This is a genomic window from Subtercola boreus (assembly GCF_003399645.1).
Classification (GTDB): Bacteria; Actinomycetota; Actinomycetes; order Actinomycetales; family Microbacteriaceae; genus Subtercola; species Subtercola boreus_A.
Window position 1 is genome coordinate 1 of the sequence record NZ_NBXD01000024.1, and the last position, 16,683, is coordinate 16,683.

16 protein-coding genes are annotated in these 16,683 nt (G+C 68.5%); 12 read left to right on the forward strand and 4 right to left on the reverse strand.

The genetic code is table 11. From position 1 onward, the window contains the following. A partial coding sequence (locus tag B7R24_RS17810) for a hypothetical protein (protein WP_216363677.1) occupies positions 1-293 on the reverse strand: 293 nt, incomplete at its 3' end. Between B7R24_RS17810 and B7R24_RS11415 the strand changes: the two genes are divergently transcribed. The 6 genes from B7R24_RS11415 to B7R24_RS11440 all read left to right on the forward strand — a co-directional run bounded on the left by B7R24_RS11415 (position 292) and on the right by B7R24_RS11440 (position 8,136). Next, positions 292-1,935 (forward strand): ABC transporter substrate-binding protein, encoded by a 1,644-nt coding sequence (locus B7R24_RS11415; RefSeq protein ID WP_116419108.1) that lies wholly within the window; start codon positions 292-294, stop codon positions 1,933-1,935. The genes B7R24_RS17810 and B7R24_RS11415 overlap by 2 nt on opposite strands. Positions 1,936-2,040: 105 nt before the next feature. Next, positions 2,041-3,141, forward strand: coding sequence for an ABC transporter permease (locus tag B7R24_RS11420; protein ID WP_116419109.1), 1,101 nt, complete (start codon positions 2,041-2,043; stop codon positions 3,139-3,141). 2 nt (positions 3,142-3,143) lie between these two features. Next, positions 3,144-4,202 (forward strand): ABC transporter permease, encoded by a 1,059-nt coding sequence (locus B7R24_RS11425; protein WP_116419110.1) that lies wholly within the window; start codon positions 3,144-3,146, stop codon positions 4,200-4,202. Next, positions 4,199-5,929 (forward strand): dipeptide ABC transporter ATP-binding protein, encoded by a 1,731-nt coding sequence (locus B7R24_RS11430; RefSeq protein WP_116419111.1) that lies wholly within the window; start codon positions 4,199-4,201, stop codon positions 5,927-5,929. Before B7R24_RS11425 ends, B7R24_RS11430 begins: the two co-directional genes overlap by 4 nt. Positions 5,930-5,953: 24 nt before the next feature. After that, a complete protein-coding gene (locus tag B7R24_RS11435; RefSeq protein WP_147304021.1) occupies positions 5,954-6,709 on the forward strand; it encodes a dienelactone hydrolase family protein in 756 nt (251 codons plus the stop codon). Then, the gene (locus tag B7R24_RS11440; RefSeq protein ID WP_116419113.1) at positions 6,706-8,136 is read left to right on the forward strand and encodes a threonine/serine ThrE exporter family protein; all 1,431 of its coding nucleotides are present in this window, start codon (positions 6,706-6,708) and stop codon (positions 8,134-8,136) included. Before B7R24_RS11435 ends, B7R24_RS11440 begins: the two co-directional genes overlap by 4 nt. 10 nt (positions 8,137-8,146) lie before the next feature. On the opposite strand, the gene B7R24_RS11445 is transcribed toward B7R24_RS11440, so the two are convergent. Further along, positions 8,147-9,709 carry a methyltransferase gene (locus B7R24_RS11445; RefSeq protein ID WP_253259431.1) on the reverse strand — a complete coding sequence of 521 codons (1,563 nt, stop codon included), beginning with the start codon at positions 9,707-9,709 and terminating at the stop codon, positions 8,147-8,149. A gap of 63 nt (positions 9,710-9,772) precedes the next feature. Here B7R24_RS11445 and B7R24_RS11450 point away from each other — a divergent pair, with 63 nt between their 5' ends. The 5 genes from B7R24_RS11450 to B7R24_RS11470 all read left to right on the forward strand — a co-directional run bounded on the left by B7R24_RS11450 (position 9,773) and on the right by B7R24_RS11470 (position 14,521). Then, complete coding sequence (locus B7R24_RS11450) at positions 9,773-10,828, forward strand: M4 family metallopeptidase (RefSeq protein WP_116419115.1); 1,056 nt, start codon at positions 9,773-9,775, stop codon at positions 10,826-10,828. After that, positions 10,812-11,144 carry a protealysin inhibitor emfourin gene (locus B7R24_RS11455; RefSeq protein ID WP_116419116.1) on the forward strand — a complete coding sequence of 111 codons (333 nt, stop codon included), beginning with the start codon at positions 10,812-10,814 and terminating at the stop codon, positions 11,142-11,144. Before B7R24_RS11450 ends, B7R24_RS11455 begins: the two co-directional genes overlap by 17 nt. 44 nt (positions 11,145-11,188) lie before the next feature. Next, a complete protein-coding gene (locus B7R24_RS11460) occupies positions 11,189-12,193 on the forward strand; it encodes an LLM class flavin-dependent oxidoreductase (protein ID WP_116419117.1) in 1,005 nt (334 codons plus the stop codon). A gap of 69 nt (positions 12,194-12,262) precedes the next feature. After that, complete coding sequence (locus B7R24_RS11465) at positions 12,263-13,147, forward strand: DNA-formamidopyrimidine glycosylase family protein (RefSeq protein WP_116419118.1); 885 nt, start codon at positions 12,263-12,265, stop codon at positions 13,145-13,147. 6 nt (positions 13,148-13,153) lie between these two features. Next, positions 13,154-14,521, forward strand: coding sequence for an LLM class flavin-dependent oxidoreductase (locus B7R24_RS11470; protein ID WP_116419119.1), 1,368 nt, complete (start codon positions 13,154-13,156; stop codon positions 14,519-14,521). 45 nt (positions 14,522-14,566) lie between these two features. Here the strand turns inward: B7R24_RS11470 and B7R24_RS11475 are convergent, their stop codons facing one another. Further along, on the reverse strand, positions 14,567-15,316 hold the full coding sequence (locus B7R24_RS11475; protein ID WP_116419120.1) for an SDR family oxidoreductase: 750 nt from the start codon (positions 15,314-15,316) through the stop codon (positions 14,567-14,569). Positions 15,317-15,417: 101 nt separating this feature from the next. Between B7R24_RS11475 and B7R24_RS11480 the strand changes: the two genes are divergently transcribed. Continuing rightward, on the forward strand, positions 15,418-16,257 hold the full coding sequence (locus B7R24_RS11480) for a helix-turn-helix transcriptional regulator (protein WP_116419121.1): 840 nt from the start codon (positions 15,418-15,420) through the stop codon (positions 16,255-16,257). A gap of 3 nt (positions 16,258-16,260) precedes the next feature. Here B7R24_RS11480 and B7R24_RS11485 read toward each other — a convergent pair whose 3' ends face one another. Next, on the reverse strand, positions 16,261-16,677 hold the full coding sequence (locus tag B7R24_RS11485) for a hypothetical protein (protein WP_147304022.1): 417 nt from the start codon (positions 16,675-16,677) through the stop codon (positions 16,261-16,263). Positions 16,678-16,683 lie beyond the last annotated feature (6 nt).

The following is a 16,683-nucleotide window of genomic DNA, read 5'->3' on the forward strand; positions in this document are numbered from 1 at the left end:
CCGCCGTCAAGGAAGGCCTCCTCGTCGGCGTCGCAAAAATCACCGTCAACACCAAGTAACACCCCCGCACCACCCACACCACAGCAACCGAAAGCCCCCGACCACACCGGCCGGGGGCTTTCGCCGTGCCTGCGACGAATAGGCTGGCAAACCGGTTTTCGGTGCACCACTTCTCCACAGGCGCGGTTCGTTGCGTTGCTGTAAACAATCGGCCGAATGGTCTGAGCGCGCTCTCCGGTTGTGTTAAGACTGGTTACACAGCAAACAGCAAACCGAAAGAGGTAGACGTCCATGTCGTCCGCATTCATCAATCGAAAGCGCGTGCTCGGGGTCTCCGCGGCCCTCGCGGTCTCGGCTCTCGCACTCGCCGGCTGCTCCGGCAGCAACTCCGGTTCGTCCTCCAGCGGTGGCAGCGCCTCCGGCTCGATCACCATCGGCACGACCGACAAGATCACCACGATCGACCCGGCCGGCTCCTACGACAACGGCTCGTTCGCCGTCGAGAACCAGATCTACCCCTTCCTGGTCAACTCCCCGCTCGGCACCTCCGACGTGAAGCCCGACATCGCCGTCTCCGCCGACTTCACGGCACCCACCGAGTACACCGTCAAGCTCAAAGAGGGCCTGAAGTTCGTGAACGGTGACGACCTCACCTCCTCCGACGTGGAGTTCAGCTTCGACCGCGTCGTCGCCATCGCCGACGAGAACGGCCCGTCGTCGCTCCTCGGCAACCTCGCGAGCGTCGCCGCACCCGATCCGACCACTGTGGTGTTCACCCTGAAGAACCCGAACGACCAGACCTTCGCGCAGGTGCTCTCGAGCCCCGCCGGTCCGATCGTCGACGAGCAGGTCTTCTCGGCGACGGCCCTCACTCCGGATGTCGACATCGTCAAGGCGCACCCGTTCGCCGGCCAGTACGACATCTCGAGCTACGACTTCAACAACACCATCCAGTACAAGGCCAACCCGAATTACCAGGGTCTCCTGGGGGCGGCGAAGACCGGCACGGTCAACGTGAAGTACTACGCCGAGGCTGCGAACCTCAAGCTCGACATCCAGCAGAACAACATCGACGTCGCCTACCGCAGCCTGTCGGCCACCGACATCGCCGACCTGTCGACGAACGACAAGGTCAAGGTCGTCGACGGCCCCGGCGGCGAGATCCGCTACATTGTCTTCAACTTCAACACGATGCCCTACGGTGCGACGACCCCCGAAGCCGACCCGGCCAAGGCCCTGGCCGTTCGCCAGGCCGCGGCCGACCTGATCGACCGTGACGCCATCGCCTCACAGGTCTACAAAGACACCTACACCCCGCTGTACTCCTACGTGCCCGCCGGGCTGACCGGCGCGACGACCGTGCTGAAAGACCTCTACGGCGACGGGTCGGGCAAGCCGAGCGTCGACAAGGCGAAGGCCACGCTCGCCGCGGCCGGCGTCACCGACAAGGTCACGCTGAACCTGCAGTACGTCTCCGAGCACTACGGCCCGTCGTCAGGCGACGAGTACGCGCTGATCAAAGACCAGCTCGAGGCCAGCGGCCTGTTCACGGTGAACCTGCAGACCACCGACTACGTGCAGTACTCCAAAGACCGCACGGCCGACGTCTACCCGGAGTACCAGCTCGGCTGGTTCCCCGACTACTCCGACGCCGACAACTACCTGACGCCGTTCTTCTCGGCCGACAGCTTCCTCGCCAACCACTATGAGAACACCACGGTGCAAGACGAGATCACGAAGCAGGTCAGCGAGACCGACCCGGCAGCCCGTACAGCGCTGATCGAAGACATCCAGGCCAAGGTCGCGGCCGACCTGTCGACGATCCCGTACCTGCAGGGCTCGCAGGTCGCCGTCGTCGGTTCGACGGTGAACGGTGCCGCCGACACGCTCGACGGTTCGTTCAAGTTCCGCTACGGAGCACTCTCGAAGGGCTAGTCACCCGCGTCACGCTGGGGGCGATCCGCACCGCCGGATCGCCCCCAGCCGCGTGTTCGACCCGCATCTCCCCCCCTCCAGCTCCCTCCCTGACGATTGGTACCCATGACAGCGACCGCCCCGGCTGTTGGCACCCCCGCCCCCGGCCCGACCGCACTGCCCAAGACGGCCAGGCGGATGCCCGGCGGAGGCCTCGGCCGCTACCTCGTCGTCCGTTTCCTGCTGATCATCCCGACCATCTTCATCCTGGTCACGCTCGTGTTCTTCCTGATGCGGGCCACCGGCGACCCCATCACCGCCGCCCTCGGTGGCCGGCTGAGCGGTGCCCAGCTGCAGGAGCGCATCCACGCGGCCGGCTACGACCGGCCCATCCTCGTGCAGTACGTCGAGTACCTCGGCCAGATCGCCACCGGCAACTTCGGCACGAGCATCAGCGACAACCGGCCCATCAGCACCATCCTCGTCACCTACGGCGTCGCCACGCTCGAGCTCGCGTTCTACGCCCTCATCGTGGCGTTCATCGTCGGTATTCCGCTCGGCATGCTCGCCGCCTACTTTCGCGACCGTGGGCAGGACGCCGTGCTGCGGGTCTTCGCCATCCTCTGCTACGCCACTCCGGTCTTCTTCGCCGGCATCCTCCTCAAGCTCGTCTTCTCCGTCTGGCTGAACGTCCTCCCGGTGGCGGGGCGCGCGTCGACCTCGTCCGAGCTCGAGATGCAGTTCCTGCCGAACAAGACGGGCATCTATCTCATCGATGCCTTCCAGACGGGCGAGCCGGCGGTCATCGGCGACGTTCTCGCGCACGCCGTTCTGCCGGCCATCGCCCTCGGGCTGCTCACGGCGGGAATCTTCCTGCGGCTTGTGCGCACGAACGTGATCGGCACCCTCTCCACCGACTACGTGGATGCCGCCCGGTCGCGCGGTGTGAGTGAGTACCGTCTCGTTCGACGTCACGCCTACAAGCCGGCACTCATCCCGATCATCACCGTCATCGGCCTGCAGATCGCCCTGCTGCTCGGTGGTGCCGTGCTCACCGAATCGACGTTCGAATGGAAGGGGCTCGGTTTCCAGCTCGCCCAGTACCTCGCGGCGCGCGACTTCGTCGCCGTTCAGGGCATCGTCGCCCTGCTGGCCGTGATCGTCGCCGTGACCAACTTCATCGTCGACATCATCGCGGCGCTCATCGACCCGAGGGTGAGGTACTGAGCATGAGCGCACCCACCGCTCCCGTCGCCCGCGCCGCGCGCGCACCCCGGCGCACCCTCCTCTCCCGCCTCCCCGTCGTGCACCAATTGGGCCAGAGCGTCGGTCTGCAGCGCGGGATGCTCGTGGCCGGCCTCATCATCACGGGCGTGTTCGTCATCTGTGCGCTCTTCGCCCAGCTGATCGCTCCGTACGGATTCGCCCAGCTCCGTGATGAGAACGGCCAGTTCGGTGCGCAGCTCGAACCGAGCGCCCAGCACATCTGGGGCACCACCGTCGGCGGGTACGACGTGTTCTCCCGGGTCATCTGGGGTGCCCAGACGGCTCTGGAGGTGATGATCGTCGCGATCATCCTGTCGATCTTCCTCGGCGTGTTCCTCGGGCTCGTCTCCGGGTACTTCGGCGGCTGGCTCGACCGCATCCTCGTGGTGCTGGCCGACGCGATCTACGCGTTCCCCTCGCTGCTGCTGGCGATCGTGATGTCGATCGTCATCTCGGGCGGGCAGTCGAACCTCTACGGCGGCATCCTGGCGGCGGCCATCTCCATCACCGTCGTCTACATTCCGCAGTACTTCCGCGTCATCCGCTCCGAGACCGTGCGCATCAAGGGTGAGGCCTTCGTCGAGTCGGCGAAGGTCATCGGCGCCTCGAACGCCCGCATCATGGTGCGGCACGTGCTGCGCAACTCCACCCGCACGCTGCCGCTGATCTTCACCCTGAATGCCTCTGAGGCCGTGCTGACACTCGCAGGGCTCGGCTTCCTCGGGTTCGGTATCGAGCCGACCGCTGCCGCCGAGTGGGGCTTCGACCTCAACAAGTCGCTCTCCGACGTGACGAGCGGCATCTGGTGGACGGCGGTGTTCCCGGGCCTCGCGATCGTGCTCTCGGTACTGGGCGTCACCCTCGTCGGCGAGAGCCTGAACGATCTCGCCGACCCGCGCCTGCGCGGCCGACGCGCGGTCACTGCCGCAGGCGGGGCCGTGGCCGCGACCTCGGTCGTACCCGGCGGAACGCTCGAAGCCGGCCCCGCCGGAATCACCGGTCTCGAAGGAACCAGCTCATGAACAACGAAGCCACAGGGCGCCAGACGATCGTCTCCATCGAAGACCTCGAGGTGTCGTTCTCGACCGACGCCGGCGCCATCAAGGCCGTCGACCGGGTCAGCCTCTCCGTTGCGGCGGGCGAAGTGCTCGCGATCGTCGGCGAGAGCGGATCGGGCAAGACCGTGACGGCGAAGTCGATCCTCGGCCTGTTGCCCGAGACCGCGACGGCGCGCGGCGCGATCGTGCTCTCGAGCCGTGACGGCGGCAGCCGGGGAACGCGCGCCACGAACGACGTCATCAGCCTGTCGAAGAGGCAGCTGCGCGGCATCCGGGGCACCGATGTGTCGATGGTGTTCCAGGAGCCCTCCACCGCGCTCAACCCGGTCTACACGGTCGGCTGGCAGATCGCCGAGGGGCTGCGGGCGCACGGAAAGCTCTCGCGCGCCGAGGCGAAGGCCAAGGCGATCGACATTCTGAGGAGGGTCGGCATTCCCGACCCCGAGACACGGGTGAACTACTACCCGCACCAGTTCTCGGGCGGGCAGAAGCAGCGCGTCGTGATCGCGCAGGCGCTCGTGCTCGACCCCGGGCTGATCGTGGCCGACGAACCCACCACCGCCCTCGACGTCACCGTGCAGGCCGAGATCCTCGACCTGCTGCGCCGCTGCCGCGACGAGTTCGGAACGGCGATCGTGCTGATCACCCACAACATGGGGGTGGTCGCCGACCTGGCCGACCGGGTGGCCGTGATGTACCAGGGCACGGTCGTCGAAGAGGCGGATGCGGTCACTCTGTTCGCCCACCCGCAGAACGACTACACGAAGAAGCTGCTGGCGTCGGTGCCGCACATCGGCCAGGGTGCGCTGCAGACCGCCGAACGGGCATCCGGCCGCGCGGAGGCCTGGCAGGACGCCAAGCCGGTCGTGGTCGCGAAAGACCTGCGCATCGAGTACCCGGGCCGGTTCGGGCGTGGCGGGTTCGTGGCGGTCGACGGGGTCGACTTCGAGATCCGTGCGGGTGAAGTGCTCGGGCTGGTCGGCGAGAGCGGATCGGGCAAGACCACGATCGGCCGCGCCATCGGGGGCCTCACCAAGGTCACCGGCGGGTCACTGCAGGTGCTCGACCACGAGATGAACGGCATTCGAGAGCGCGTCTTCAAGAAGGTGCGCAGCGACATCGGCTTCGTGTTCCAAGACCCCGCGTCGAGCTTCAACCCGCTGCTCACGATCGCGGAATGCGTGGCCGAGCCGCTGGTCGTGCACGGTCGCGCGCGCGACCCGCGTGCCGCACGGGCGCGGGTCGACGAGCTGCTCGAGGCGGTTCAGCTGCCGAAGAGCTACGGCGACCGCTACCCGCACGAACTCTCCGGTGGCCAGCGCCAGCGCGCGAGCCTGGCCCGGGCCCTGGCACTGGAGCCGTCGCTGCTCATCGCCGACGAGCCCACCTCGGCGCTCGACGTGTCGGTGCAGGCCCGGGTGCTCGAGCTGTTCGCCGAGCTGCAGCGGGAGTTCGGTTTCGCGGCCCTGTTCATCAGCCACGACCTGGCGGTGGTCGACCTGCTGGCCGACCGCATCGCGGTGCTCTACAAGGGAAAGCTGGTCGAGGAGGGAACGGGAGCCGAGGTGCTCGGTGCACCGAAGCATCCCTACACCCAGCGCCTCTTGGCCTCGCTGCCGGTACCAGACCCGGTCGAGCAGGCCGAGCGCCGCGAGGCGCTCCGTGCCCTGCGGGCGGCCGAGCGGGTCTAGCGGGGCCCGCCGTAAGCTGGTGCCGTGAGTTCCACCGTCATGATGCAGGCCGCCGGGGTGCCGTTCCCGGCGTTCGTCGCCTACCCCGCGGGCGCCCCGGAGACGTACCGGGGGGCTGTCATCGTGCTGCACGAGGTCTGGGGTCTGGGCGACGAGATCCGGCGGGTCGCCGAGCGGTATGCGGCCGAGGGATTCGTGGCGCTGGCCCCCGACCTGATGGGCGAGCGGGCGGTGCCGCCCGAGGAGGCCGCCCTGCTGCAGGGCCAGTTGGTTCACCCCGACCCCGAGGTGCGCGAAGCCGCTCAGCCGCGCCTGCTCGAGCTGATGGCACCGATCGCCGCGCCCGCGTTCGCCACCGCCGCCCTGCAGAAACTCGTCGCCTGCCTCGACCTCCTCGACCGGGAGGAGGGCGTCGCCGGTCGCCTCGGAATCACCGGTTACGGCCTCGGCGGCAGTTACGCGTTCACCCTCACGATCGCCGATGCGCGCGTGCGGGCGTCGGTGCCGTACTACGGCTATGCGAACTTCCCGGTCGAACTGCTGGGCGAGATCGCCTGCCCCATTCTCTCCTTCGTGGGCGAAGACGACCTCGCCCTCTTCGCCGCTCTGCCCGCCCTGACCGCGCAGATGAAGGAGGCCGGGGTCGAGTTCACCGCGATCGCCTACCGCGGCGCAGGCCACGCCTTCGCAAACGAGGGCAACCCGGGGGCCTACCGCAGGGATGCCGCACAGGACTCGTGGAAGAAGAGCATCGCGTTCTTCACCGAGCGGCTCACATGAGCCGTGGCAACCTCGCAAAGCGCCTTGCCGGCTGGTCGCTGAAACCGCCCACCCCCAGCGCCCAGCCGCCGGATGACGTGGCCATCGACACGTCCATCCTGACGATGCTCCGCACGCTCGGCATCGCCATGCTGGCCTCCAGCCAGGCCACGAACGATGTCGAGTCGACACTCTACGAGATCGCCTCGACCTACCATCTGACGGGCATCCGTATCGCCGTGCTTCCCACGCTGGTGGTGCTCCAGCTCGACAGCATCCCGTCGGTCGCCGTCGACACGGGCATCATCGACACCATCCGGGGTGAGAGCGGGCGCGGCGACGCGGGCCGCACCGACACCGGCCGCATCAGGGCCGCGCGCGCCGCCGCGCGCGCCGAGCCGGTTCGGGCGGGGCGCACCGACCTCGACACCGTTTCCAGCCTCGCCATCCGCCTCGACCAGGCCGCCGCCATCGACGAGCTGGTGCAGGAGGCGCGTCTCGGCCGACTCGACCCCGACGACGCCGCCCCGCGATTCGCGCTGATCCGATCATCCACGCCCCGCTTTCCGGCCTGGATGATCGTGGTGGGCCACACGGTGCTCTGCCTCGGCTTCGGGTTGACCCTCAACCCCACCATCGCGGCCGTGCCGGCGTATGTCCTGCTCGGCGCCATCGTCGGGCTCATGCTGCTGCTCGGCCGAAAACTCCCCACGCTGGCGAGCGCGATGCCCGTCTTCGCGGCGTTCATCGTGACGGTGGTCACCGCACTGTTCCTCTCCGACGCGGCGGGCGGCGACCCGCTGCGCCTCGTGACCCCGGCTCTCGTGAGCTTTCTGCCCGGGCTGACGCTCACCGTGGCATCCATCGAGCTGACCAGCAACCAGATCATCGCCGGTGCGAGCCGCATTGTGTACGGCGTCGCCCAGTTGCTGCTGCTCACCTTCGGCGTCATCGCCGGGCTCACGGTGACGGCCAGCGTCTCGATGGCGTCGACGACCCCGACCCTCGGCTGGTGGACCTCCGTTCTGGGCATCGCGCTGGTGGCCCTCGGCTATGTGTTGTTCCTGTCTGCCCCGAAACGTTCGTTCCTCTGGATCCTGCTGGCCCTCTTCGTGGCCTACAGCGCCCAGCGGCTCGGTGCGCTCGCCATCGGGCCCCAGCTCGCCGGCTTCGTCGGGGCCCTCGTCATCGTGCCGATCAGTCGGTTGTTCGCCAGGTTCCGCACCGCTCCGCCGGCGACGGTCATGACCCTCGCGTCGTTCTGGTTGCTCGTGCCGGGTGCACTCGGGTTCATCGGCATCAGCGAGACGGCGACCGAGGCGGCCGGCAGTGCGACGACGATCGTCAACACGGCACTGTCGCTGTTCTCGATCGCGCTCGGTATCCTCGTCGGCACCGGGCTGACCCGCGACTTCGACCGGGCGAGGCGCGCGCGTCTGAAGCGGTAGCGAACACCCTCTACTGCAGCGGCAGGAGGAACCCGTCGTCGACCAGCTGCCGAAGGCGCGGCAGCACATCGGCGACCAGCGCCTCTTCGTCGACCTCGAGCAGGTGCGCGATCGCTCCGCACAGCTGGCCGATCGTCAGGTCGCCGTCGCAGGCACCCACCAGCGCTGCCAGGGCGGTGTCGAGCGGAACGGTACGTGCGAACCCGCTGCCCTGCCGGAGCGTCATCACCGTCGGGTTCTCCTGCCCGGGCCAGTAGTGCCGCTCCTCCGTGACATCGGGTGCGTACGTCACGATCGAGGTCAGCAGGCTCTGGTCATCCCTCGACGCCTGCCAGTCGTAGTTGGCCAGCGCGGTCTGGAAGTACTCGCCGAGACCGGCCGGATTCTCGCCCCGGCCGCCGTGCAGGGTCTCGAAGCGCGAGAGCCGCGGCGTGAGCGGCCGTCGGGTCGCCCCGCCGGGCGCCCGCAGCAGAACGTAGCCGAACCCCACCTGCGTCACCCCCCGCCTGTCGAAGTCATCGAGCCAGGCCGCATACAACTCCTCGAACTGCGGTGTGCCCTGGCGCGTACCGCCGTCACGGATCCAGGTCTCGGCGTACTGGGGAGCATCCTGCAACTCGCGCTCGATGACCCACGCGTCGAGACCGGTCGGCGAGACCCAGCCGCGAACCCGGTCGATTCCGGATGTCGCGGGGGCCCCTGGAGCCCGGTACTCCCAGTTGCCCAGCAGCTGTGCGACACCGCCCGGGGTGAGGTGCGCGGCCGCACCGCGGATCACCGTCTCGACCAGCGCGTCCCCTTCCAGTCCGCCGTCCCGGTACTCGTACAGGGGGACGCCCTCACGGCGGGGAGTGATGACGAACGGCGGATTCGACACGATCTGGTCGAACCGATCATCCTGCACCGGCTCATAGAGGCTGCCGAGGCGGAACTCGATGTTGTCGATCGCGTTGAGCTCGGCGTTCAGGGCGGCGAGCCGCAGCGCCCGCGCGGAGATGTCGGTGGCGACCACCCGGCGGGCATGGCGCGAGGCGTGCATGGCCTGGATGCCGCAGCCGGTTCCGAGGTCGAGAACCGTGTCGACGTCGGCCCCGATCATCAGCGAGCTGAGGGTGGTGGAGGCGCCGCCGACGCCGAGCACATGGTCGACCTCGAGCGGCCCGCCGACGGCCAGCTCGCCGAGATCGGAGACGATCCACCAGCTGCCGGCGCCGGAGGTGTCGACGAAGCTGTAGGGGCGCAGGTCGAGAAGGGCGCGGAACCGACCGCCACCCTCGACCGGGCCGACCAGCCCCAGCTCCGCGGCACCCGCAGAGGTCAGCTGCGGAAGCGCCGTATCGACGGCGCTGTGCTCGAGAGGTTCGTTCAGCACGAAGAGTGTCGCGAGCGCCTCGGCCCGGGTGAGCGGGATGCCCGCCTGCCGGCGATGGTACAGGGCGTTCAGGGCCGGCCGTCGCTGGCCCCGGAAGAGCGCGGCCGCGGCCGTCTCGCCCCAGAGCTCCCCCACCGTCTGCACGCTGAAGGACGAGGTGACGAGGTCACGGCGGAGGGCGGCGATGAGAGGGGACGGCACCCCTCCATTCAAGCGCACGCGGGGGCGGATGCCCGTGTCGGAGGCCGCGCGTAGAGTGTGCGCATGATTCATTCCATCGTTCCCCCGTACCTGCTCGAGAAGATCGCCCAGACCGACGATGAGCGCATGGTCCGGGCTGCCACGGCGGCCCGGCGGGCGCTGCTCGCGCGCGACGTCATCCAGGAGGCGCGCACCACCCCGACACGGCCGACACAGGTGCGCACGGCCCAAGGCCCGGCATCCGGCCTCGACCGCACCATCTTCGACGCCCACAACACCGAAGATCTTCCCGGCACGCGCGTTCGTGAGGAGGGGTCGAAGGTGTCTGCCGACGTGACCGTGAATGAGGCGTACGACGGGCTCGGCGCGACCTACGACCTCTACAGAACGGCGTTCGGCCGTGACTCCGTCGACGGCAAGGGGCTGCCGCTCCTCGCAACGGTGCACTACGGAACCGGCTACGACAACGCCTACTGGGACGGTGAGCGCATGGTCTTCGGCGACGGTGACGGCGAGGTCTTCGGCCGATTCACCGCCTCCGTCTCCGTGATCGGTCATGAGCTCTCGCACGGGGTGACCCAGTTCACGGCCGGCCTCGACTACCAGGGGCAGTCGGGCGCCCTGAACGAGTCGTACTCCGACGTGATGGGCGCCCTCGTCGAGCAGTTCCAGAAGAAGCAGACGGCCGCCGAAGCCAGCTGGCTCATCGGGCAGGGCCTGTTCACACCGGCGGTCAAGGGTGAGGCTCTGCGCTCCATGCTCAACCCCGGCACCGCCTACGACGACCCGGTGCTGGGTAAAGACCCGCAGCCCGCCGACATGGCGCACTACGTCGAGACGACCGACGACAACGGTGGGGTGCACCTCAACTCCGGCATTCCGAACCGGGCGTTCGCGCTCGCGGCCATCGAGATCGGCGGTGACGCCTGGCTCGGTGCCGGGCAGGTCTGGTACGACACCATCACCGGGCCCCTCGCCGCCGATGCCGACTTCGCTGCCTTCGCCAGGGCGACGGTGGCGGCGGCCACCGCACGGTTCGGGGCCGGTTCGGCCGAGACAGAAGCCGTTGGCACCGCGTGGGTGAAGGTGGGAGTCTTGACGAATGGAGCAACCAGCTGACGCCGGCGACCAGACCGAGCATGCCGTCGCGGTCACCGTCGTGCGTTCGGGCGGGTTCGCTGGGCTCAAGCGCACCTGGGAGGCCACCACAGACGACCCCTCCGCCGCTGAGGGCTGGCTCGGCCTCGCCGACGCCCTGCCGTGGGGGCAGGCCCCGACGCGCGACACACAGAGCGCCGACCGGTTCGTGTACCGCATCGTGATCGTCGTGCGCGCCGAGATCAGGCATGAGGCGACACTTCCCGAGAGTGCGCTGACGGGAGGCTGGCGAGATCTCGTCGACCGTGTGCAGAAACAGGCCGCCAGCGCCGGGTAGCCGACGCCGGGAACGATTCGGGGCCCTGGTGGGTTGTATAACGTATGTCGATTCCGATCTCCATTCTTGACCTCGCCCCCATCGCGCCCGGCGAGACCGCCCGCGAGAGTTTCGCCGCCAGCGTCGCCCTCGCGCAGACGGCTGAGCGGTCGGGGTATCGCCGCGTCTGGTACGCCGAGCACCACAACATGCCCACGATCGCCTCGTCGGCCACCAGCATCCTGATCGGCCACGTCGCAGCCCAGACCACGAGCATCCGGCTGGGATCGGGCGGCATCAAGCTGCCGAACCACGCCCCGCTCACCATCGCCGAGCAGTTCGGAACGCTCGCCAGCATCTACCCGGGTCGCATCGACCTGGGTCTCGGCCGAGCTCCGGGCAGCGACCAGGAGACGATGCGCGCCATGCGCCGCGACCCGATGTCGTCAGACCGTTTTCCGGAGGACGTACTCGAGCTGCAGGCCTTCCTCGCCGGCCAGTCGCGCATACCCGGCGTTCAGGCGATCCCCGGAGCGGGCACCAACGTCCCCCTCTACATTCTCGGCTCCTCGCTCTTCGGTGCCCAGCTCGCCGCGATGCTCGGGCTTCCCTACGCTTTCGCCTCGCACTTCTCGCCCGACGCACTGCACGAGGCCGTGAGCCTGTATCGCCGAGACTTCAAGCCCTCGTCTCAGCTCGATGCCCCCTACGTTCTGGCCGGCGTGAACGTGATTGCTGCCGATGACGCTCAGGATGCCCGCCAGCAGTTCGACGTGACGAGGCGCGCGCGCGTGCGCGGCATGCTCTCGCGGGGGCCTGCCGGCACGGAGTACTCCGACGAGCAGGTCGACCACTTCCTCACCACGGCGTCGGGGCGGGGGATCGCCAACATGATGCGCTACTCGGCGACGGGAACGCCTGACGAGGTGCGCCGTTTTCTCGAGAACTTTGCGGCCACCGCCCACGCCGACGAACTGATCATCGCCCACCAGTCGCAGAACATCGCCGACCGGCTCCGCTCGGTCGAACTGACGGCCGATGCCCTGCAGGGCGCCGCAGTCGCAGCCTAGCTCCGTCGTCGAACCCAGAAAGCAGAGGGGTGGGTGGACGGGCGGGCGGGGTGCGGGGAGAATTGAGGCATGCCCGAGTTACCTGAAGTCCATGCGCTGGTCACCGATCTGGGAAGACGGCTGACAGGGCAGGTGGTCGAGCGCTTCGATGTGCTCTCCTTCTCCGCACTCAAGACGTTCTCGCCTCCCGCGTCTTCGCTTGCGGGCCAGGTGGTGCGCGGGGTTGAGCGGCACGGCAAGTTCCTCGACCTGCGGATCGGCGAGGTGCACCTTGTCATGCATCTGGCGCGGGCGGGGTGGATGAGGTGGCGCGAGGGGCCGCCGCCTGCCTCGAGCGGTCGCCCGGGCAAGAGTGCGCTGGCTGCGCGGCTGGTGATGGCGGGCGACGACGCGGCCGTCGCACCCGGCTCCGGGCTCGACATCACGGAGGCGGGCACGAAGAAGAGCCTCGCGATCTACCTCGTCACCGACGTGAACGAGGTGCCCGGCATCAGCCGGCTGGGGCCCGACCCGCTCGACCCGGCGTTCACCCTGGAGGTGTTCGCGGGCATCCTGGGCTCGTCGGGGCGTGCTCAGATCAAGGGTGTGCTTCGCAACCAGTCGAACATCGCCGGTATCGGCAATGCCTACTCCGACGAGATTCTGCACACCGCCCGCATGTCGCCGTTCAAGCCGTCGGCGATGAGCGACGAAGAGACGGGCCAGCTCTACGACGCCCTGCAGTCGACTCTCCGCGGGGCGCTGGCCCGCGCAGACGGGCTCGCCGCGTCGGAGCTGAAGAAGGAGAAGAAGCTCGGCATGCAGGTGCACGGTCGCGTCGGCGAGGCGTGCCCGGTGTGCGGCGACACGGTGCGACAGGTCATCTTCCACGACTCGACGCTGCAGTACTGCCCGACCTGCCAGACCGGTGGCAAGCTCCTGGCCGACCGGGTGCTGTCGCGGCTGCTGAAATAATCGAGGATGCCCACACCCCTGCACTTCTCGGCGTTCGTGATGAACACGAACTCGCACATCCAGCACGGTCTGTGGCGGCATCCGACCGCCCGGCAGGCCGACTTCACCGACGTGAAGCTCTGGATCGGGCTGGCGAAGACACTCGAGGCCGGCGGCTTCGATGCGATGTTCTTCGCCGATGTGGTCGGGCTGTACGGCCCGGTGAACGGCTCGTACGAAGTGAATGCCCGGGAGGGCCTGCAGATTCCGTCGAACGATCCGTCGGTGCTGCTGTCAGCGCTCGCGGTGAGCACCGAGCATCTCGGGCTGGCATTCACGAGCTCGATCCTGCAGGCGCATCCATTCGACTTCGCCCGCAGAGTCTCGACCCTCGACCACATCTCCGAGGGGCGGATCGGGTGGAACGTGGTGACGAACTCGCTCGAGAACGCCGCCCGCAACTTCGGTTCCGACCGCCTCATCGAGCATGACGAGCGCTACCGCTGGGCCCAGGAGTACATGGACGTCGTCTACAAGCTCTGGGAGGGATCCTGGGACGACGGGGCGCTGCTGAAAGACAGGGCGGCGGGGATCTACGCCGACTACACGAAGATCCACAAGATCAACCACGTCGGCGAGCGGTATCGGGTCGAGGGTCCGCACCTGCCGTCGCCGTCACCGCAGCGGTCGCCGGTGATCTTCCAGGCCGGGTCGTCGCCGGCAGGCCGGGAGTTCGCCGCGCGCAATGCGGAGGCACAGTTCATCCTCTCCCCCACCCCCGAGATCGCGGCGGGCGACATCGCTCAGACGCGCGCGTTGGCCGTCGGATACGGGCGACGGCCGAGCGATATCCAGTTCTTCCAGGGGCTGACGTTCGTGATCGGCAGCACCGAGGAGGAGGCGAAGCGCAACGAGGCCGAGATCGACGAGTACATCTCGACCGACGGTTTTCTCGCGCACATCAACCTCGGGCTCGACCAGGCCACAGGCACGCCGCTCGACCCCGACATGCCGCTGAAGGACATCAGGCACGAGGGCGGCCAGTCTCATACGAAGTGGCTGCGGGAGGCGGCGCCCGATCGGGAGCCGACCGTGCGCGACCTCGCGAAGATCACTGCGAAGGTGCGCGGCCGCTTCGTCGGTACGCCGGAGCAGATCGCCGACCGGCTCGAGGAGTTCCAGCGCGCCGGAGTAGACGGTATCAACGTCATGAACTGGACGCTCCCGGGCTCCTACGAACTGTTCATCGACGAGGTCATGCCCACCCTCCGCGCCCGGGGACTCGCGAAGCACGAGCCGGTCACCGGCACCCTGCGCCGCAAGCTGTTCGGCCACGACCAGCTGCTGCCCACCCACTACGGCCGCCAGTTCCGCGGGGCGTTCTCGGGCGGCTGAGGATCGCCGCCGCGAGATGAGGGGCCGCGCGGAGGGGCGCGCAGCTCAGTGCGAGGCGGCGAGCATCCCGAGCATCCTGTCGTAGGTGCCGGTCGCCGTCGCGGTGCGAAGCGGCAGCACGTTCTCGACGAGGATCTCCTTCGCCTCGGGCTGTGACCGGAAGATCCCCATCACCTCGGTGAGGAAGTCGTCGAGCGGCATGGCATAGTCGCTCGTCTCCTGCCCGGGCATGAGCGTGGTCTGCACCGCCGGAGGCACCAGCTCGATGACCTGCACCGAGGTGTCGGCCAGCTGCAGCCGCAGAATCTCCGAGAAGGAGTGGATCGCCGCCTTCGTCGCGTTGTAGGTGGGCGTGTGCACCAGGGGCACGAACGCGAGACCCGACGACACGGTCACGATGGTGGCAGCATCCTGAGCCTGCAGGAATTCGCTGAAGTTGGCGATCAGGCGAAGAGGCCCGAGCAGGTTCGTGGTGACGATCGCCTCGGCCGTCGGCAGGAAGTCCGCCCCGGTCAGGTTCTCGGCTCGCATGATGCCGGCCATCGCGATCAAGACGTTCGTCGACGGCCAGCGCCGCTGCACTTCGGCCGACACGCTGGCGATGGAATCCGCGTCGGCGGTGTCGATGTACACGCCCTCGATGCCGGGGGTGTCGCGGCTGATCTGCTCGAGCAGTTCGCGCCGGCGCCCGCCGACGATGACCGTGTTGCCGGCCGCGGCGAACCGCTGGGCGAGACCGAGGCCGATACCCGACGTGCCGCCCGGAAGAAAGATGGTGTTCCCTTGAATGTTCATACTCCGAGTCTGCGTCATGCCCGGTGGGAGTACGAGAGGAGCGTTCACCCGCGGACTGCCGATCCCTGCCTCTCGCCGCCCGGATAGAGCAGGATGGAGCCATGGACAGACCCGCACTCGCCGACTTCCTGCGTCGCCGCCGCGAGGCGCTGCGGCCGAACGATGTCGGCCTGCCACCCGGATCGAGGCGGCGCACCACCGGCCTCCGCCGCGAAGAGGTCGCCGCCCTCTCGGGCATGTCCACCGACTACTACGCGCGCATGGAGCAGCAGCGCGGCCCGCAACCCAGTGAGCAGATGCTGACGGCGATCGCCCGCGGCCTGCGGCTGACCCAGGATGAACGGGACCACCTCTTTCGTCTCGCCGGCCACTCTGCACCCCGGCGTCTGCGCCGTACCGAGCACGTCAGCCCGGCTCTGATGCGCGTGCTCGACCGGCTCGATGACAGCCCGGCGATGGTGTTGTCGGATCTCGGCGACACCCTCGCCCAGAACCGCCTCGCCGTCGCCCTGCTCGGCGACCACAGCGGCTACACCGGGCTCTCCCGCAGTGCCTTCTACCGCTGGTTCACCGACCCCGCCGACCGGGTGCGCTACCCCGCGCGCGACCATGACCGGCAGAGCTCCATCCAGGCGGCGGGCCTTCGCGCTGCCCTGTCGATCGGCGGTGCGGATGCCCGGGCCCTCGCCATCGTCGAACGGCTGCTGCAGCAGAGCCCCGAGTTTCGCGCCGTGTGGGAGCGGCACGAGGTGCGCACCCGGTTCGACGACCACAAGACACTGGTGCATCCCGAGCTCGGCGAGATCGAGGTCGACTGCCAGGCGCTCTTCACCGAGAACCAGGCGCAGACGCTGCTGGTGCTCACAGCGTCACCCGGAACAGAGGGGTACGAGAAACTGCAGCTGCTGTCGGTCGTGGGAACGCAGCAGTTCAGCGGCTGAGACTCACGCGCAGAGGTGTTCCCGAATCCACGCCTCTGTCTCAGCGAGCGGCAGGTCGCCCGACCGCACCAGCGCAGCGAAGCGGATCGCCTCCTCCGAGAGCCGCCCGTCGGCCGAGTCGAGCGGGTCGCGCCGCACATGCACCGACACCCAGCGGGTCACGGCTGCTCCGAGGCGCGCTGCTGCCGCAGCGGTTCCGGCGAAGTGTCGGGCCTGGCCCGTCGAACCGTCGTCGAGGGCCGGGCTGAAGCCACGCCCGGGCAGGCGGTTGCGGCCCGCGAGGGTGGCATCGATCATCCAGAGCGCACCCCGACGGATGCCCCCACCCTCTTCTCCGAGACGCACCAGGAACCTCCGTGGCGAGGTCTCGCCCACGGCGAGACGGCCGGCGAGGGTAGCGAGTTCGGCACAGGCGTCCATGCCCCG